Origin of the sequence: Xenorhabdus sp. PB30.3 (genome assembly GCF_963895965.1) — a bacterium.
Classification (GTDB): Bacteria; Pseudomonadota; Gammaproteobacteria; order Enterobacterales; family Enterobacteriaceae; genus Xenorhabdus; species Xenorhabdus stockiae.
This window is the reverse complement of the sequence record NZ_CAWQMW010000144.1, coordinates 16,405-39,004: the sequence shown is the minus strand read 5'-3', so window position 1 is coordinate 39,004 and position 22,600 is coordinate 16,405. Positions and strand designations below refer to the sequence as shown.

General features: G+C 48.8%; 1 protein-coding gene. It reads left to right on the top strand.

Features of this window, described 5'->3' with window-relative positions; translation table 11 throughout:
- The first annotated feature begins 93 nt into the window (after nt 1-93).
- Nucleotides 94-22,506: a non-ribosomal peptide synthase/polyketide synthase gene (locus AACX38_RS13735; protein WP_339385683.1), complete on the top strand. Its 22,413-nt coding sequence runs from the start codon at nt 94-96 to the stop codon at nt 22,504-22,506.
- Nucleotides 22,507-22,600: the final 94 nt, after the last annotated feature.

The following is a 22,600-nucleotide window of genomic DNA, read 5'->3' as shown; positions in this document are numbered from 1 at the left end:
ACGTGGAGGTTAAGGCTAGTAAAATCACCAGCCTTATTCATTTTGTACTATCAACTATGATTAACTTGTAATCGGAATACACTCATATAATTAATGATGAGAAAAGCGGCAGATCATGTTAGTCCAGATTTCTATCCCCTCCATCCTGCTCAGGAAAATGTGTTTTACGAACAAATTCTTTATGAAAATAGCGCGATACATACCCTAAATTGGTATACATTAATAGAGGAAAATGTTGATATCACCCTGTTACAAAAAACATGGAATTTGCTATATCAGCATATCGATACTTTACGTTTACGTATATTTATTAATATTGACAATGAAGCGGTTCAATACATTCAGGAACAAAGCACGCCTGTGTTAATCAATGAATACGATGTTTCAAGGCTGCCTGATCCTGAAAATAGCGCGCTTCAGTGGATGAAGCAACAAACCAATACCCCTATAGATTACTTAAATGAAATACCCTACCAATTCACATTAATCCGCCTGAACAATGAAAAAAATTACTTTTTCACAATATTCCACCATATTTTTATTGATGGTGTCGGATTATACCGATTTCACGAATATGTTTATAAGTTGTATAGATGCCTTAAGAATGGAACATCTACAACGTGGTTATCTGAAATTCCGAAATATCTTACGACAGTAAAAAAAACAAGAGAGTATTTGAGTAATTTTAATTATGAATCTGACAAAAATTATTGGCTGGATTTTTTAAAGAAAAATGAAATATACCAATTAAAACCTTATTACCAGAAAACAGGCACTGATCATAAAACACTAACATTTCCCCTCTCAGTTAAAAATGAATTACGCGCTTTTTGTCATGAAAATAACATAAGCATATCTGGCGTTTTTTATAGCCTTATCTCTATTATCATGGCTAAATTAACAGGGCAACAAGAGCTGGTTTTCAATACAACAACACACGGAAGAACAACAAAATCTGAGAAATATATTGTCGGGATGCAGGCAAATATGTATCCGATACATTGCCTTATTTCACAAGATTCTCTTATTGTTGAACAAGTTAAGAAGATCGAATCAGCACTTAAAAGTAGTCATCGCCACGGGAAGTTCCCCAGTTCACATTTCACCCGTCTTGCGAAACAGTATGGTTTTTCTTTACCCAATATCCTTATTTTATATGACCGTTTTTCAGCATCAGCTACTGCAACTAACCAAATTCAGCATTTTCATGTAGATATTTTAAATATTAATCCCATCGTATTTCGACTGAAAGATCATGGCTATGATCAGGAACTAAAAATCACTGTCCAATATTTACACGCTTATTTTAGTGATTCAGATATCAATAATATCCTTGAACGGTTAAATAACCTGCTAACGGTTATTATTGATAAGCCTGCTATTTTAGTCAGTGAATTACCTATCTTATTAGAGCAGGAACGCGATACCTTATTAAATATCTGGAATCAGACCAATGCTCCTTATCCGCAGGATAAAACCCTACCACAGTTGTTTGAAGCGCAGGCAGTTCAACGCCCGGATGTGACTGCGATCATCTTTGAAGACCAAAGCATCAGTTATGGTGAACTCAATCGGCGAGCCAACCAGCTGGCCCATCATCTGATTGCACTAGGCGTCAGGCCGGATGATCGGGTTGCCATTTGCCTTGAGCGCAGCCCGGATATGGTGGTCGGGATACTGGCCATTCTTAAGGCGGGCGGGGCTTATCTGTCACTCGATCCGGCTTATCCGGTGGAACGATTGACCTATATGCTGGAAGATGCGGCACCGGTAGTCTTACTGACGCAAACCACACTGGCAGATAAACTAACGACTTCAGTCCCTACAGTGTGGCTGGATAACCCGACGCTGGATTTTGGTACGCAGCCGGATACCAATCCGAAGACACAGGCACGGGGGCTGACTTCTCGTCATCTGGCCTACGTCATCTATACTTCTGGCTCCACCGGACAACCCAAAGGGGTGATGGTTGAACACCGCAATGTCCTGCGTCTGATTATCAACAATGGTTTTGCGGATATCGGCCCGGATGACTGCGTTGCCCATTGTGCCAATCCTGCATTCGATGCTGCCACCTGGGAAATCTGGTCGGCCCTACTGAATGGCAGTTGTCTGCATATCGTGCCTCAGGCGGTATTACTCGAACCCACCAGTTTCCGTGAGGCGCTGCGCAAGGGGAAAGTGACCGCGTTATGCTTAACCGTCGGGTTGTTTAATGAATATCTTGATACGTTGCAACCGGTGTTTGGGCAGCTCCGCTACCTGTTGGTCGGGGGGGATGTCCTTAATCCGCAGAAGATAAAACAGGTGCTGTCGGCAGACCATCCGCCTGTTCACCTGCTTAACGGCTATGGCCCCACTGAATCGACTACGTTTGCAATAACCTATGAGATCACGGCTCCGGTTGATGTCACTCAGTCTATCCCGATCGGCCGCCCTATCGCTAATACCCGGATTTACCTGCTTGACGCCGATCAACAGCCTGTACCAATGGGCGCTCTGGGGGAAATTTATATCGGTGGCGATGGCGTGGCGCGAGGTTATCTGAACCAGCCCGAAATGACCGCCGAACGTTTCCTCACCGATCCGTTTTCCCCGGTGCTGGGGGCAAGAATGTATAAAACGGGGGATCTGGGGCGCTACTTACCGGACGGCAATATCGACTATCTGGGGCGCAATGATTTTCAGGTCAAAATCCGTGGCTTCCGGATTGAACTGGGGGAAATTGAAAGTGCCCTGACGGCGCATCCCCAGATCAAACAGGCCGTGGTGATTGATCGTGAACATCAGAGTCATAAAGTTTTGGTCGCCTATCTGGTTGCCGAAGATGCTATATCCGATGAGATGTTACTGACGCACTTATCTGATCGCCTGCCGGACTATATGTTGCCCGCCAGCTTCACTTTTATCGAGGCTATTCCCCTGACGCTGAACGGCAAAGTGGATCGCAGAGCCTTATCAGAACCGGTTTTCGGTGACATAGAGAATTATGCTGCGCCCCGTAATGCCTTAGAAACCCAGCTTTGTGAGATTTGGCAGGCGGTTTTAGGATTGGAACAGGTGAGTATCCACGATAACTTCTTCCGCATTGGTGGAGATTCGATTGTCAGCATCCAGTTAGTATCTAAACTGCGTCAGGCCGGTTTTTCGCTTCAGGTGAAAACCTTTTTTGAGTCCCCGACAGTGGCACAATTGGCTCAATTGCTAATGCAGACCACTTCCACCAGCAAATCTGAAATCATTGCCGAGCAGGGATTATTAAATGGGGAGTTTGCGTTATTGCCGATTCAGCAAACCTTCTTTGACTGGCAGTTAGCGCATCCACATCACTGGAATCAGGCCTTTATGGTACAGATCCCCGGCCATCTCCAAGCGGCACAGCTTGAACACGCTCTGATCGCATTAGCTGAGCGACACGATATATTACGCGCCTATTTTATTGCCACGGAGCAGGGATATCGTCAGTGTTATTCTGCGCAGGTTTCAGCTTCACTACCACGGTTAAAACTCGCGGATGTCCGTCAGTGTGAGCCGGAGGCACTGCGTCAACAACTCACTCAGTGGCAAAGTGGGTTTGATTACCACAACGGGCCACTCTGGCAGGCCGCTCATCTGACCGGCTACGCCGATGATAGCGCCCGGTTATTTTTTGCCTGCCATCATCTGATTATTGATGCGGTGTCCTGGCGGATTATTGCCGAAGATATGCGTTTGCTCTTGCAGGGAATGACCTTACCGGCAAAAACCAGCAGTTATCGCCAATGGGTAGCCGCTGTTCAGGAATATGCCCGACAGCATCAACATGAAGTGCCTTACTGGCAACAGGTGCTGGCAGGCCATCACAACAAACCTGCATTAGACAACCTCACACACCATCAGTTGGGCATTTCGGCGGAAATGACCGATATTCTGCTGCATGAAGCGAATAAGGGTTATCACACCGAAATTAATGACTTGCTGTTGAGTGCGCTGACCGTAGCCTTACAGGAAACATTCGACCAATCAGCCAATCACATCGTTCTGGAAGGCCACGGGCGGGAATCGATTGATAACACCATCGATGTCTCGGAAACCGTCGGTTGGTTTACAACGCTTTATCCAGTTCGTCTCGAAAACCAGGCGGATATGGCCGACACTATCATTCATACCAAAGAGATGCTGCGCACTGTGCCGAACAAAGGCATGGGTTACGGCACATTACAGCAGGCGGGCTATCTGGTGGGGAATTTGCCGGGGGTGAGCTTCAACTATCTGGGGCAATTAGCCAGTGCCAGCCATCAGGACTGGTCAATCACTGACGATGATTGCGGAACGATGATAGCCAGCGAAAACGACAGTCATTTGTTGCTGGGCATTAATGGTGCCGTTCAAACCGGAAGACTACGGTTTTATGTTGATTCCCGCCTGCCTCAGCCTAAGACAGCCCTGTTTATCCGGGCATTCGGGCAGGTACTCCATGACGTTATCTCTGTGGCACAAAAACAGGCGCAGGCGGGGGGGATCAAAACCGCCAGTGACTACGGTATCAAGGGACTTTCCGTCACACACCTGCGCCAGCTTCAGCAGCACTATCAGATTGAAGCACTGTACCCTGCCACCAGCTTACAACAAGGATTTGTTTACCATCATCTGGCTCAGCCACAGGATGATGCCTATCGTGTGCAACTACTATTGGATTATCACACCTCCATTGATGTTGCGGCCTATCAACAGGCCTGGACGCTGGCTTCTCTGCGTTTCCCTATTCTAAGAACCGCCTTTAACTGGACTGAAGACGTCTTACAAATCGTCACAACCGATGCCAGTATTGGAGCGGCAAACTTTGATACGAAAGATATCAGTCAGTTACCCGAGGAAATGTGGAACGAGGCGATTGATACTCTTCAGCAATCTGATCGCACTTTGCCATTTGATTTAAGCCGGCCCGGATTAGCGCGTTTTACCCTGATTAAACAACACCAGCAACTGGTTACGGTGCTTATCACACTGCATCACAGCATTATTGATGGCTGGAGCTACCCGATTTTATTGCAAACTGTTCATAACTACTACAACGCACTCGCACAAGGATACACGCCTGAAATCGTCGTGGATAACGCTTATCTGGCGACCCAGCAATATTACCGGGATCATCAGGCCGATACTGACCTTTATTGGTCTGAACGCAAAGCACAATGGCAGGGTGCGAATGATTTATCGGCGTTGCTAAGCCATCGGGTTGACTTAACCCAGATAAAAACAGTGGAAAAACCGGCAGAACAGCAACTCACTGTGCAGGGTAACGCATATGAGCAGTTGAAAAACACCTGCCGGGCACAAGGGATAACGCTGAATGTCGCCCTGCAATTTGCCTGGCATAAACTGTTGCACATTTACACTGGCGATGAGCAGACGATTGTCGGCACTACTGTCTCCGGTCGTGATATTCCCGTTGCAGGGATCGAATCCAGTGTCGGTCTGTATATCAATACATTGCCGTTGGCTGTGCAATGGGGAGAATCAGATAACATAGCTACCATTTTACAAAACATCCAAAACGATATCGCTGACCTCAACAGCTACAGTGCCGTCTCTCTCTCTGGCCTGCAATCTGACGGAGAACGGTTATTTCAGAGCCTGCTGGTGTTTGAAAACTACCCGGCACCGGTAGCAGACGGAAACCAGACCGGCATCGAACAGACACTGACATTTCGCCGTGTGGTGGAAAAAGTGGATTATCCGTTGTCGTTGATCGCCTATGAGCAAGGTAACCAGTTCATCATCAGATTTAATTACGGTGAAGACTGGCTGACTGATGAGCAGGCTCAACGATTACTGAACCAGCTTGAACGCATTCTGCATGCGGTGGCCTGTCATCCGGAACAGCCTCATGCCACCATCACCTGTCTCAGTGAGGCAGAGCGTCATACGCTGCTGCACGGCTGGAACCAGACCGCTGCCCCTTATCCGCAGGATAAAACCCTGCCACAGTTGCTTGAGGAACAGGTCGAGAGAACACCTAATGCTATTGCCCTGAAATTTGCCGATCAGATACTGAGTTATACGCAAGTAAATCAAAATGCCAATCAACTGGCGCATTATCTCCGTACGGCGTTTCAGATTGCTCCTGATACGCTGATCGGGGTGTGCATGGAGCGTAGTACTGAAATGGTCGTGGCACTACTGGCTATATTAAAAGCAGGAGGAGCCTATGTTCCGCTTGATCCTAACTATCCAAAGGAACGACTTGATGACATTCTGTATGATGCTGCTCCCCGTGCATTGTTGTGTCACCGCGAGATTTCAGATGAAGTCCGTACTCTGCTGACAGACTATGCAACCAATGCCAGCTCCTGTGTTGTTGACCTGAACGCAGATATCGGTAAATGGTCGTGCCTGAGCCACAACACCCCATCAACAGACACTATTGCTCTGACATCATCCCATCTGGCCTATGTGATTTACACTTCAGGTTCGACTGGAAAACCAAAAGGGGTGATGAATGAACACCGTGGTGTGGTTAATCGTCTTGTGTGGATGCAGAAAGCCTATCCGCTAACCGCCGATGATGTAGTATTACAAAAAACCCCATTTAGTTTTGATGTTTCCGTCTGGGAGTTTTTCTGGCCGTTGATGTACGGCGCCTGTTTGGTGGTAGCCAAACCGGAGGGCCATAAAGACCCTCTCTATTTGAACCAGCTAATTTGTCAGCACAATATCACCACACTTCATTTTGTTCCTTCCATGCTATCGTTGTTTCTGCAACAGGCATCCGCCAATGTTGGAAAGTTTGTCAGACGGGTGTTCTGTAGTGGGGAAGCACTCCCTGTCCACACGGTATTGCAATTTCGTGAACAGTTTGCTGACGTGGAACTACATAACTTGTATGGGCCGACCGAAGCCGCCATTGATGTGGCAGCATGGGATTGCAGTTTGAGGAAAACCGGCGAATTAACCAAGAATAGCGTGATCCCTATTGGTAAGCCGATTGATAATATTCAGCTCTATATTCTCGATAATGACACTCAACCGGTACCAATAGGCGTGGCAGGAGAACTGTATATTTCAGGTATAGGTGTCGCTCGAGGTTATCTGAACAAACCGGAATTGACAGCGGAAAAATTTATTCGTGATCCGTTTAGCCCGGACCCCAAGAAAAAAATGTATCGCACTGGGGATCTGGCTCGTTATTTATCAAACGGTAACATCGAATATCTGGGACGCAATGATTTTCAGGTCAAAATCCGTGGTCTCCGCATTGAACTGGGGGAAATTGAAGGTGTGCTTACTTCCCATCCACAGGTCAGACAGGCGATCGTGGTTGACCGAGAGCATAGTGACTATAAAGGATTGGCAGCTTATTTGGTTGCCGAGGATGCAATGTCCACAGGCATGCTGTTGGCGCACTTATCTGAGCGCCTGCCGGACTATATGCTACCCACCAGCTTTACCTTTATCGACGCTATTCCTCTGACGCAAAACGGCAAAGTGGATCGCAAAGCCTTACCGGAACCGGCTTTCGATAACAGAGATAATTATGTTGCGCCCCGTAATGCCCTAGAAACCCAACTTTGTACTATTTGGCAGACGGTGTTAGGGCTGGAGCAAGTCGGTATTGAAGATAACTTCTTCCGTGTCGGCGGCAACTCCCTGACCGCGATTAAGCTGATTGCTGCCATTCATCGTACTTTGTCTACGGATATTTCATTGGCACAATTGTTTGAACTGAAAACCATTGCGGGTTTAGTGACTCAGATAGAAGCTCAAATTTGTATCGTTATCCCACATCGAACACAAAAGCGTTATCCCTTATCGTTTGCGCAGGAGCGGATGCTGTTTATCGAGCAATATGAGCAGGGTTCCGATGTTTACCATATTCCGTATCTGGTTCAGTTGGCTCAGGAGGCTTCTCTGCCTTTACTGGAAACTACCATTAACCGATTAGCGGAACGCCATGCGGTGCTGAGAACCGTGTATCGTAGTGATGATCACGACCAGAGTTATCAGCAGGTATTGGAAACAGACTTGGTGTTCCAGTCTCAATCCTGTGACAACAGGGATAGCTTGCTGGCTAACGTCCGCACCGAGATAGCCACCCCCTTTGATTTGACCACCGAGCCGAGTCTGCGCCTGCGGCATTATCAGGTTGAGGACATCCATTACTTATTACTGTTATGGCACCATATTGCAATGGATGGCTGGTCCATTGATATCTTTATGGCGGAACTGGCGGCGGTTTACCACACGCAGCAAGCTGGCCGCGACAGCCAGCTCCCTGAGTTAGAGATTACCTACGGCGATTACGCGGTCTGGCAACGGGATTATTTACAGGGAGATGTTCGCGAACAACAATTGGCTTACTGGCGACAGGCACTGGCGGGTTATGAACCGCTGGCTCTCCCCACCGATCACCCCAGACCGGCACAGATCAATTATCAGGGACGGGATATTAATTTTGAGCTGGACACCCGACTATCTGAACAGCTACGGACACTGGCAAAAACGCAGGAAACCACGCTGTATACCGTGCTGCTCAGCGCTGTTTATGTCACGCTGGCGAAATTATCCGGGCAGGATGACATCGTTATCGGTACCCCGACAGATAACCGCCACCATGCGCAAACACTGCCACTACTAGGGATGTTCGTTAACTCATTGGCCTTAAGGGCACAGCTACAACATACCGACAGCGTAACCGCGTTGATTGCACAGGTACACAAACGGGTTAGCGGTGCCAAAGCCCATCAGGATATGCCGTTTGAACAGTTGGTTGAAGCGCTGAACATTGAACGGGATACCGCCCGTCATCCGCTATTTCAGGTAATGTTCAGTGTGCAGGCTTTCGGTGAACATAATGGCGGCGAAAATCCGTCAGCTAACCGACTGCCATTCAAGCCGGTGACGCTGGATGAACCCTTATACAGCCCCGCTAAGTTTGACCTGAGTCTGTTTTTATCTGATGGCAAAACAACGATTACCGGTTGCCTAAACTACGCCCTGAGCCTATTTAACGACACTAGCATTACCCGCATCGTGGAGAGTTACCAACGAGTTTTGAGGGCGTTTGTAGCAAACCAACAACAACCGTTGTCCAGCATTGATATTTTATCAGCACAGGAACGTCATACCTTATTGTACCGCTGGAATCAGACCGATGCTCCATATCCGCAGGATAAGACCCTGTCACAGTTGTTTGAAGTGCAGACGGCAAGGACACCGGATAATGTTGCACTGGTGTTTGAAGGCAAAACCCTGACCTATCGCCAACTTAGTGAAAGGGCAAACCAACTGGCGCGTGTGATCCGTGAACGTTATCAACAACAGCATTATATACCGATGCCTATGGAGACATTGATCGTACTCTATTTGGATCGCAGCCCGGAAATGGTTATCGCTATACTGGCGGTACTCAAAGCCGGCGGGGCTTATGTGCCAGTATCACCGGATTATCCGCCGGAGCGGGTTCAGTTTATGCTGGACGATACGCAATCACCCTGTGTGGTGACTCAGCAACAGTTTTTTCCCACATTGCAGGCTCATGCTCAGGCACTCGTGACGCAGCCCACCCTGATTGCCACAGATGACAGTCGTGTGACTGAACACTATTCAACAGACAATCTGGCGTTAGCCGGTCAAGCAATAGATTTAGCCTATGTTATTTATACCTCTGGCACGACCGGGAAACCTAAAGGGGTCTTGCAGACCCACCATAACGTCAATCGTTTATTTACCACCAGTCAAAAAGATTACCAGTTCGATCAACACGATGTCTGGGTACTTTTCCATGCGTATACGTTTGATTTTAGTGTGTGGGAATTATGGGGCGCTTTGCTCTATGGCGGACGTTTAATTATCCCAACGGTTGAGTGCACTAAGGATTTCAATCAATTAAGCCAATTATGTACCGAGCAGCAGGTGACGGTACTGAATCAAACTCCAGGGGCGTTTTATGCCTTTATCGACGAAGCCGTCAACAACTGCGCAGAATTCCCTCACCTTCGCTATGTGATCTTTGGCGGTGATAAATTAAATCCAGTGCAGTTAACACCCTGGTGGGATCGTTATGGCGATCTAAAACCGGTGCTCATCAATATGTATGGGATCACCGAAACCACTGTCCATGTGACTTATAAAAAATTAACGCAAGGCGATACCAGCGCGGTATCCTGCATTGGACGTCCTCTGAGTGACATGTCTGCCTATATACTGAATTCTGCCGGACAACTGGCACCGATAGGTGCCCCCGGCGAACTTTACATTGGCGGCGCAGGGCTGGCACGGGGCTATTTAAACCGACCGGAATTAACCGCTGAACGTTTTATTGAAAACCCGTTTGCCACCGATAAGCACAAAAAGTTAGGTTACACAAGTCTGTATAAAACCGGTGATTTAGCGCGCTGGTTACCCGATGGTGAATTGGAATATCTGGGACGCAATGATTTTCAGGTCAAAATTCGCGGCTACCGTATTGAGCTAGGCGAAATTGAAAGTACCTTGGTGGCACATCCACAGATTAAACAGGCGGTTGTTATCGATTGCGAGTATCAGGGCAATACCTTACTGAGCGCTTATCTGGTGATTGACGGTTTTTTAGCCGATGAAGCTCTGCTTGCACATTTATCAGCACATCTGCCGGACTATATGTTGCCCGCCAGCTTCACTTTTATCGAGGCTATTCCCCTGACGCTGAACGGCAAAGTGGATCGCAGAGCCTTATCAGAACCGGTTTTCGGTGACATAGAGAATTATGCTGCTCCCCGTAATGCCTTAGAAACCCAGCTTTGTGAGATTTGGCAGGCGGTTTTAGGATTGGAACAGGTGAGTATCCACGATAATTTCTTCCGCATTGGTGGAGATTCGATTGTCAGCATCCAGTTAGTATCTAAACTGCGTCAGGCTGGTTTTTCGCTTCAGGTGAAAACCTTTTTTGAGTCCCCGACAGTGGCACAATTGGCTCAATTGCTTATGCAGACCACTTCCACCAGCAAATCTGAAATCATTGCCGAGCAGGGATTATTAAACGGGGAGTTTGCGTTATTGCCGATTCAGCAAACCTTCTTTGACTGGCAGTTAGCGCAGCCACATCACTGGAATCAGGCCTTTATGGTTCAGATCCCCGGCCATCTCCAAGCGGCACAGCTTGAACACGCTCTGATCGCATTAGCTGAGCGACACGATATATTACGCGCCTATTTTATTGCCACGGAGCAGGGATATCGCCAGTGTTATTCTGCGGAGGTTTCAGCTTCGCTGCCTCGGTTAAAACACGCGGATGTCCGTCAGTGTGATCCAGAGGCACTGCGTCAACAACTCACTCAGTGGCAAAGTGGGTTCGATTACCACAACGGGCCACTCTGGCAGGCCGCTCATCTGACCGGCTACGCCGATGATAGCGCCCGGTTATTTTTTGCCTGCCACCATCTGATTATTGATGCCGTATCCTGGCGGATTATTGCCGAAGATATGCGTTTGCTCTTGCAGGGTATGACCTTATCGGCAAAAACCAGCAGTTATCGCCAATGGGTAGCCGCTGTTCAGGAGTATGCCCGACAGCATCAACATGAAGTGCCTTACTGGCAACAGGTGCTGGCAGACCATCACAGCAAACCGGCGCTGGACAGCCTCACACACCATCAGCTAGGTTTGTCGGCGGAAATGACCGATATTCTGCTGCATGAAGCGAATAAGGGTTATCACACGGAAATTAATGATCTGTTGCTGAGTGCGCTGACCGTAGCCTTACAGGAAACATTCGACCAATCCGCCAATCACATCATTCTGGAAAGCCATGGACGGGAATCGATTGATAACACCATCGATGTCTCGGAAACCGTCGGTTGGTTTACAACACTTTATCCGGTTCGTCTCGAAAACCAGACAGATATAGTCGATACCCTAATCCATACCAAAGAGATGCTTCGCGCAGTGCCGAACAAAGGCATGGGTTACGGGGCATTAGAGCAGGCGGGTTATCTGGACGGTGATTTACCGTCTATCAGTTTCAACTATCTGGGGCAGTTAGGCAGTACCAGCCGTCAAAACTGGTCAATCACTGACGATGATTGCGGAACGATGATAGCCAGCGAAAACGACAGTCATGTGTTGCTGGGCATTAATGGTGCCGTTCAAACCGGAAGGCTACGGTTTTATGTTGATTCCCGTCTGCCTCAGCCTAAGACAGCCCTGTTTATCCGGGCATTCGGGCAGGCACTCCATGACGTCATCATGGTAGCACAAAAACAGGCGCAGGCGGGGGGGATCAAAACAGCCAGTGACTACGGTATCAAGGGGCTTTCCGTCACACACCTGCGCCAGCTTCAGCAGCACTATCAGCTTGAAGCACTGTACCCCGCCACCAGCTTACAACAAGGATTTATTTACCATCATCTGGCTCAGCCGCAGGATGATGCCTATCGCGTACAACTGCTGTTGGATTACCACACTGCCATTAATGTTGACGCCTATCAACAAGCCTGGACGCTGGCTTCTCTGCGTTTCCCTATTCTAAGAACCGCCTTTGACTGGGCTGAAGACCTCTTACAAATCGTCATAATGGGTGCCAGCATTAATGCGGCAAATTTCCAACACGAAGACATTACCCAGTTACCAGAAGAAGAAAAAAACAGGGCGATTGATACGCTTCAACAACATGATCTCACCCTACCATTTGATTTACGTCAGCCTGGGTTAGCGCGCTTTATCCTGATTAAACAACATCAACAGTTGGTTACCGTGGTTATCACCCTACACCACAGCATCATTGATGGCTGGAGCTATCCGATTTTATTGCAAACCGTCCATGACTATTACAACGCACTCGTACAGGGTCGCACGCCTGAAATCGTTGTAGATAATGCTTATCTGGCGACCCAGCAATATTACCGGGATCACCTGACCGAAACGGACCTTTATTGGTCTGAACGCAAAACGCAATGGCAGGGCGCGAATGATTTATCGGCGCTGTTAAGCCACCGGGTTGACTTAACCCGGATAAAAACGGTTAATAAAACAGCATGTCAGCAACTCATTGTGCAGGATAACGCGTATGAACAGCTGAAAAACACCTGTCGGGCACAAGGGATAACGCTGAATGTCGCTCTGCAATTTGCCTGGCATAAACTGTTGCACATTTATACCAGTGATGAACAGACGATAGTCGGCACTACTGTCTCTGGACGGGATATTCCCGTTACAGGGATCGAGTCCAGTGTCGGTCTGTATATCAATACGTTGCCGTTGGTTGTGCAGTGGAAACCAACCAGCAGCGTGGTCACTATTTTACAACATATCCAAAAAACTATCGCTGACCTCAATAGCTACAGTGCCGTCTCTCTCTCTGGCCTGCAATCTGACGGAAAACGGTTATTCCAGAGCCTGCTGGTGTTTGAAAACTATCCTGTGCCGGTAGCAGACGAAAACCAGACCGGCATCGAACAGACACTGACATTCCGCCGTGTGGTGGAAAAAGTGGATTATCCGTTGTCGTTGATCGCCTATGAGCAAGGTAACCAGTTCATCATCAGATTTAATTACGGTGAAGACTGGTTGACTGGTGAACAGGCTCAACGATTACTGAGCCAGCTTGAACGTATTCTGCATGCGCTGGCCTGTCATCCAGAACAACTTCATACCACCATCACCTGTCTCAGTGAGGCAGAGCGCCATACTTTGCTACACAGCTGGAACCAGACCGATGCGCCTTATCCGCAGGATAAAACCCTGCCACAGTTGTTTGAAGCGCAGGCAGCCCAACACCCTGATGCCATTGCCGTGGAATTTGAAGAACAGGTATTGAGCTATGGGGAGCTTAACTGCCGCGCCAATCGTTTGGCTCATTACCTGATGACGCAGGGGGTAGGCCCTGACGAACGTGTTGCCATTTGTGTTGAACGCAGCCCGGAAATGGTAGTGGGCTTACTCGCCATTCTTAAAGCGGGCGGCGCTTATGTGCCACTCGATCCCGCCCATCCAGATGAGCGGTTGGCTCACATGCTGGAAGATTCGGCCCCCGTGGTTTTACTCACCCAATCGACTCTCGCACATGTTTTTGATGCTGCGCTACCCTCTGTCAGCTATATGACGGTATTACTCGATAAACAGGCTGTTTATCTCACCGAACAGCCGGATCATAACCCGGATGTACAAGCACTGGCACCACACCATCTGGCCTATGTGATCTACACCTCCGGCTCAACCGGGTTACCCAAAGGGGTGGAAATGCCACAGTCAGCCTTATCAAACCTGCTGCACTGGCATCACTATGCGCCTGAACATCCCACGACAACAGGTAAAACCCTGCAATTTGCAGCACTGGGATTTGATGTCGCTTTTCAGGAAATCTTTACCACGCTGTGTGAAGGCGGTTGTCTGGTGCTGATTAATGAAGCCCTACGCCGGGAGCCGCAACAGATTCTTAAACTGGTTCAGCAAAAACAGATTGAGCGAGTCTTTCTGCCTTATGTTGCTCTTCAGCATTTTGCCGAGGCCGTTAACCTCAATGCAGAAGATGATCTTTCCTGCCTGAAGCATATTATTACCGCCGGTGAACAATTGCGTATCACCCCCGCCATTCAGCATCTGATGCAACGTGCTGGTCATTGCCGGTTACATAACCACTACGGTCCGACAGAAAGCCACGCTGCGACGTCATACACGCTGGACAACGAGACAGAGTACTGGCCGACATTACCGCCGATCGGGCGCCCGATCGCCAATACGCAAATCTATATTCTTGATCCGTATGGTCGTCTGGTGCCTTTCGGTGTCGCAGGCGAAATTTATATCGCGGGTCAAGGCGTTGCCCGTGGCTATCTCAATCGTCCTGAATTAACGGCTGAACGTTTTCTAAATTGCCCGTTTTCTGCCGAGCCGGGCGCTCGCATGTACAAAACCGGTGATTTAGGGCGTTGGCTGCCGGACGGCAATATTGACTATCTGGGGCGCAATGATTTTCAAGTTAAAATTCGGGGTTTCCGTATTGAACTGGGCGAAATTGAGAATGCGTTAGCGACACATCCTCAGGTCAAACAGGCCGTCGTGATTGACCGTGAGCATAGCGGGCATAAAGTCTTAGCCGCCTATCTGGTTGTTGAGGATGCGGTATCCGATGACATGCTGCTGGCGCACTTATCTGATCGCCTGCCGGACTATATGCTGCCTGCCAGTTTTACTTTTATGGACGCTATTCCGCTCACACTAAACGGTAAAGTCAACCGCAGAGCCTTGCCCGAGCCGGTTTTCGGTAACAGAGACAGCTATGTCGCGCCCCGCAATACACTGGAAACCCAGCTTTGCGCAATTTGGCAGGATGTGTTAGCACTGGAATGGGTCGGGATTGACGATAATTTCTTCCGTATCGGAGGCAACTCCCTGACCGCCATTAAGCTGATTGCCGCTATTCGCCGTACCCTGTCTACGGATATTTCACTGACACAACTGTTTGAACGGAAAACTATCGCCGGGTTAGCGACTCAGATGGAAGCGCAAATTTGCACGGTTATCCCGCCGCTGGCACAAGCGCGCTATCCCTTATCATTTGCGCAGGAGCGGATGCTGTTTATTGAGCAGTTTGAGCAGGGTTCGGATGTCTACCATATTCCGTATCTGGTTCAGTTAACTCAGGATACTTCGCTGTCTGTACTGGAAACCGCCATTAACCGATTAGCGGAACGTCATGCGGTGCTGAGAACCGTGTATCGCAGTGATGATCACGATCAGATGTATCAGCAGGCACTGGAGACGCATTTCGTGATCCCGTCTCAGGCCTGTGACGACAGGGAGAGGCTGCTGGCTAACGTCCGCACCGAAATCGCGACCCCCTTTGATTTAACCACCGAACCGAGCCTGCGCCTACGGCATTATCAGGTCGCAGACCGTCACTACTTATTACTGTTATGGCACCATATCGCGATGGATGGCTGGTCCACCGATATCTTTATGGCGGAACTGGCGGAGGTTTACCACGCGCTGCAAACAGGCCGTGACAGTCAGCTCCCTGAGTTAGAGATTACCTACGGCGATTACGCGGCATGGCAACGGGATTATTTGCAGGGGGATATCCGAGAGCAACAACTGACTTACTGGCAACACACGCTAGCGGGCTATGAATCGCTGGCGCTGCCCACCGATCACCCCCGGCCGGCACAGGTCAATTATCAGGGACGGGATGTCCACTTTGCGCTGGATGCCCAACTGTCTGAACAGCTACGGACACTGGCAAGAACGCAGGAAACCACCCTGTATACCGTGCTGCTCAGTGCGTTTTATGTCACGCTGGCAAAATTATCCGGACAAGACGATATCGTTATCGGCACCCCGACCGATAACCGCCACCATGCACAAACGCTGCCCCTGTTAGGCATGTTTGTTAATTCACTGGCGTTAAGGACACAGCTACAACATACCGACGGCGTGACCGCGCTGATTGCACAGGTACACAAACTGGTTAGCGGTGCTAAAGCCCATCAGGATATGCCGTTTGAGCAACTGATTGAGGCCCTGAACATTGAGCGGGATACCGCCCGTCATCCGCTCTTTCAGGTGATGTTCAGTGTGCAAGCTTTCGGTGAAAACCCGTCAGACGGCAATCTGCCGTTTAGCCCGGTCGCACTGGATGAAACGTTATACAGCCCGGCCAAATTTGATCTGAGCCTGTCTTTGTCCGATGGCAAAACGGCAATTACCGGTTGCCTGAACTACGCCGTGAGCCTGTTTAACAACATCAGCATTACCCGTATCGCAGAGAGTTACCAACGGGTATTGAGCGCGTTTGTGGCCGATCAGCAACAACCGTTATCCAGTATTGATATTTTATCAGCGCAGGAACGTCATACCTTATTGCACCGCTGGAACCAGACGAATGCGCCTTATCCGCAGGATAAAACCCTGCCCCAGTTGTTTGAAACGCAGGCGGTTCAACGTCCGGATGCGATTGCAATCACCTTTGAAAATCAAAGCATCAGCTATGGCGAACTCAACCGGCGCGCCAACCAGCTGGCGCATCATCTGATTGCACTGGGCGTCAAACCTGATGATCGGGTTGGCATTTGCCTTGAACGCAGTATGGATATGGTGGTCGGGATACTGGCTATTCTCAAGGCGGGCGGGGCATATCTGCCACTCGATCCGGCTTACCCCGCCGAACGATTGAGCTATATGCTGGATGATGCAACACCGGTGGCCTTACTGACGCAAACCGCACTGGCAGATAAACTAACCTGCTCAGTGCCCACGGTATTGCTCGACAATCCTACTCTGCACCTTGAGGCTCAGCCGGACACTAATCCGGATACACAAGCGCTGGGACTGACTTCAAATCATCTGGCTTACGTGATTTACACCTCCGGCTCCACCGGACAACCCAAAGGCGTGATGGTCGAGCACCGTAATGTTCTGCGTCTGATCATCAACAATGGTTTTGCGGATATCGGCCCGGATGACTGCGTTGCCCATTGTGCCAATCCTGCCTTTGATGCCGCCACGTGGGAAATCTGGTCAGCCCTGTTAAACGGCAGTTGTCTGCATATTGTGCCTCAGGCGGTAGTACTCGAGCCTGCCGGTTTCCGTGAGGCACTGATCAGGGGAAAAGTGACCGCGTTATGGTTAACCGCCGGTTTGTTTAATGAATACCTTGATACATTACAGCCTGTGTTCGGGCAGCTCCGCTACCTGCTGGTCGGGGGCGATGCCCTCAACCCGCAGAAGATAAAACAGGTGTTGTCGGCAGACCATCCGCCTGCTCATTTAATTAACGGCTATGGCCCGACGGAATCCACCACATTTGCCACGACCTATGCGATCACCGCGCCGGTTGATAGCATGCAGTCGATCCCGATTGGCCGTCCTATCGCCAATACCCGGATTTACCTGCTTGATGCCCATCAACAACCCGTACCGATGGGGACACCGGGTGAAATTTATATCAGTGGCGAGGGTGTGGCGCGAGGTTATCTGAACCAATCGGAACTAACCACCGAACGTTTCCTCACCGATCCGTTCTCTGCCGAGCAGGGCACTCGCATGTACAAAACCGGTGATTTAGGTCGCTGGCTGCCCGATGGCAATATCGACTATCTGGGGCGTAATGACTCTCAGGTTAAAATTCGCGGCTTCCGTATTGAGTTGGGCGAAATTGAGAATGCGTTAGCGGCACATTCGCAGGTCAAACAGGCCGTCGTGATTGATCGTGATCATCACGGACAGAAAGTGCTGGCGGCCTATCTGGTCATTGAGGGTCTCTTAGCTGATGAAGATCTACTCACGCATTTATCCGCGCGCCTGCCGGACTATATGCTGCCCGCCAGTTTTACCTTTATCGACGCTATTCCGCTCACACTAAACGGTAAAGTCAACCGCAGAGCCTTGCCCGAACCGGTTTTCGATAACAGAGACAGTTATGTCGCGCCCCGTAATACGCTGGAAACCCAGCTTTGCGCTATCTGGCAGGATGTGTTAGCGCTGGAGCGGGTCGGGATTGACGATAATTTCTTCCGTATCGGCGGTAATTCCCTGACCGCCATTAAGCTGATTGCTGCCATTCGCCGTACCCTGTCTACGGATATTTCACTGACACAACTGTTTGAACTGAAAACTATCGCCGGGTTAGCGACTCAGATGGAAGCGCAAATTTGCACGGTTATCCCGCCGCTGGCACAAGCGCGCTATCCCTTATCATTTGCGCAGGAGAGGATGCTGTTTATTGAGCAGTTTGAGCAGGGCTCTGATGTCTACCATATCCCGTATCTGGCTCAATTAACTCAGGATACTTCCCTGCCTTTGCTGGAAACCGCCATTAACCGATTAGCGGAACGTCATGCGGTGCTGAGAACCGTGTATCGCAGTGATGATCAAGACCTGATGTATCAGCAGATATTGGAGACGCATTTCGTGATCCCGTCTCAGGCCTGTGACGACAGGGCGACGTTACTGGCTAAAGTCAGCACCGAAATCGCGACCCCCTTTGATTTAGCCACCGAACCGAGCCTGCGCCTGCGGCATTATCAGGTCGCAAACAACTATTATCTCTTACTGTTATGGCACCATATCGCGATGGATGGCTGGTCCACCGATATCTTTATGGCGGAACTGGCGGAGGTTTACCACGCGCTGCAAGCAGGCCGTGACAGTCAGCTCCCTGAGCTAGAAATTACCTACGGGGATTACGCGGCATGGCAACGGGATTATTTACAGGGGGACGTCCGGGAGCAACAACTGGCTTACTGGCAACAGACGCTGACGGGCTATGAATCGCTGGCCCTGCCCACCGATCACCCCCGGCCGGCACAGGTCAATTATCAGGGACGGGACGTCCACTTTGAACTGAACACCCAGTTGTCTGAACAGCTACGGACACTGGCAAAAACACAGGAAACCACCCTGTATACCGTGCTGCTCAGTGCGTTTTACGTCACGCTGGCAAAATTATCCGGACAGGATGATATCGTTATCGGCACGCCGACCGATAACCGCCACCATGCGCAAACGCTGCCCCTGTTAGGCATGTTTGTTAACTCACTGGCGTTAAGGGCACAGCTACAACACACTGATGGCGTGACTGCGTTGATTGCACAGGTACACAAACTGATTACCGGCGCCAAAGCCCATCAGGATATGCCGTTTGAGCAACTGATTGAAGCCCTGAACATTGAACGGGATACCGCCCGTCATCCGCTCTTTCAGGTGATGTTCAGTGTGCAGGCTTTCGGTGAAAATCCGTCAGACGGCAATCTGCCGTTTAGCCCGGTCGCACTGGATGAAACGTTATACAGCCCGGCCAAATTTGACCTGAGCCTGTTTTTATCCGATGGCAAAACAGCAATTACCGGTTGCCTGAACTACGCTCTTAGCCTGTTTAATGACACCAGCATCACCCGTATCGCAGAGAGTTATCAACGGGTATTGCGCGCGTTTGTGGCCGACCAGCAACAACCGTTATCCAGTATTGATATTTTATCGGCGCAGGAACGTCATACCCTATTGCACCGCTGGAACCAGACGGATGCGCCTTATCCACAGGATAAAACCCTGCCCCAGTTGTTTGAAGCGCAGGCGGCTCAGCGCCCGGATGCGATTGCAATCACCTTTGAAAATCAAAGCATCAGTTATAGCGAACTCAACCGCCGCGCCAACCGGCTGGCCCATCATCTGATTGCACTGGGCGTCAGACCGGATGATCGAGTTGGCATTTGCCTTGAGCGCAGTTTGGATATGGTGGTCGGAATACTGGCCATTCTCAAGGCGGGTGGGGCGTATCTGCCACTCGATCCGGCTTACCCCGCCGAGCGATTAAGCTATATGCTGGATGATGCAACACCGGTGGTCTTACTGACGCAAACCACACTGGCAGATAAACTGGCCTCGTCAGTCCCCACCGTGTGGCTGGATAACCCGGCTCAGGATTTTGACACGCAACCGGATACCAATCCGGATACACAGGCACTGGGGCTGACTGCCCGTCATCTGGCTTACGTGATTTACACCTCCGGCTCCACCGGACAACCCAAAGGCGTGATGGTCGAGCACCGTAATGTTCTGCGTCTGATCATCAACAATGGTTTTGCGGATATCGGCCTGGATGACTGCGTTGCCCATTGTGCCAATCCCGCCTTCGATGCCGCCACCTGGGAAATTTGGTCGGGATTAATTCATGGTGGCTGTATTCTACTCATTCCGGAAAAAACGCTGTTACATCCTGACCGGTTTAGCCAATGCCTGTCATCAGAAGGCGTCAGCGCTCTGTTTCTAACTACCGCGTTATTTAATCAATATGCAGATCTAATCGCTCCTGTATTATCAGGGTTACGTTATGTTTTGTTCGGCGGTGAACTGAGTAATAGTCGGGCAGCCATTCATCTCAGAGCCACACATGCTCCTACACACCTGCTACATGTTTATGGGCCAACAGAAACGACCACGTTCGCAACCGCCTACGATATCCCTTTGACTGAGAATGAAGAAGAAAAACTCCCTATCGGGCGGCCAATTAGTAATACTCAAATCTATATTTTGAACAAATACGGCCAACCTGTTCCACGAGGGGCCGTGGGCGAGATTTATATTGGCGGTGACGGCGTGGCGCGGGGTTATCTTAATCAGCCGGAACTGACAGCGGAACGTTTCCTCGCTGATCCGTTCTCCTCAGAGCCGGGGGCCAAAATGTATAAAACGGGGGATCTGGGGCGCTGGCTGCCGGACGGCAATATCGACTATCTGGGTCGTAATGATTTTCAGGTTAAAATTCGAGGATTCCGTATTGAGCTGGGCGAAATTGAGAATGCGTTAGCGGCACATCCCCATGTCAAACAGGCCGTAGTGATTGACCTTGAGCATAGCGGGCATAAAGTCTTAGCCGCCTATCTGGTTGTTGAGGATGCGGTATCTGATGAAATGCTGCTGGCGCACTTATCTGAGCGCCTGCCGGATTATATGCTGCCTGTCAGCTTTACCTTTATGGAGGCTATTCCGTTGACTCTAAACGGCAAGGTAAATCGTCAGGCATTACCAGAACCTGTTTTCGGTAACAGAGAAAGTTATGTTGCACCCCGTAATCTCCTAGAAACTCAGTTCTGTACTATTTGGCAGGATGTTTTAAAGTTGGAACGGGTGGGTATTGAAGATAATTTCTTCCATATTGGCGGAAATTCTTTGCTGGCGATTAAACTCACTTCCGCAATAAGCCATCAAATAGCCATTGATATTCCGTTAAATATCTTATTTAGCTGCAAGTGTATTGCTTTATTATCCCAGTGGCTGGCAACGGATAATAAAAAAAACAGTTTACTTAATTTTCTAACACCAGAATCAGTAGCAATAGATAAATTATTTATGATTCATCCAGCTAATGGCGGTAGTGAACCCTATATCTCTCTGGCAAATATGTTAGCAGATAACTATAACTGCATTGGCATCGATAATTACAATCTCAGTACAGATAACAAAATAGATTCATTGCAACGATTAGCTCATATTTATATGGAGTTAATTCTAACTGAAATCTCTATTGATAAAACTATCCGTATCTTAGGTTGGTCATTAGGCGGACAGTTAGCGATGGAAATTGCCTATCAATTAGAACAGCTTGGTGCACAAAAAATCCAATTATTCTTATTAGATACAGTAATTAACAATGCTGAAATAAAGATGCTTAAAGATAATATTGATATATCAAATTCAAACCTATTAATCACTAATGAATTACAGAAAATGGGGGCCAGTGATACCTATATCAATAAAGTGTTAGAGACTGCGTCATTGGAACTTGAAATATCTAATTGCAACTTAAGTGGAACATTAAAAAATACAAATGTTACGCTATTTAAAGCAGGTGAGATCAATCCTATTCATAATGATCATTCGCAAATGGAATTGGTTAAATTAGTCATAAAGTTGACAGATAACAATATTTCTCAATGGGTAACCAAACCATTGAAAATTAAATTATTGAATTATCATCACAATAACATTCTTGAATGCACTTCTATTATTAGCATGGAAATAATTAATGAATCAGAATTTACGGAAGAGGTTTAATATAAATAAATTTTATAATGATTAATGGGTTATGTGCCCAATGATTAGGGCGTGTTAGCGCTTACTCGAAGGGAATGGAACGGCATGATAATTT

What these genes read in the sequence shown, in the direction of transcription:
- AACX38_RS13735 (WP_339385683.1), top strand. Translation starts at nt 94, where the DNA reads ATGATGAGAAAAGCGGCAGATCATGTTAGTCCAGATTTCTATCCCCTC.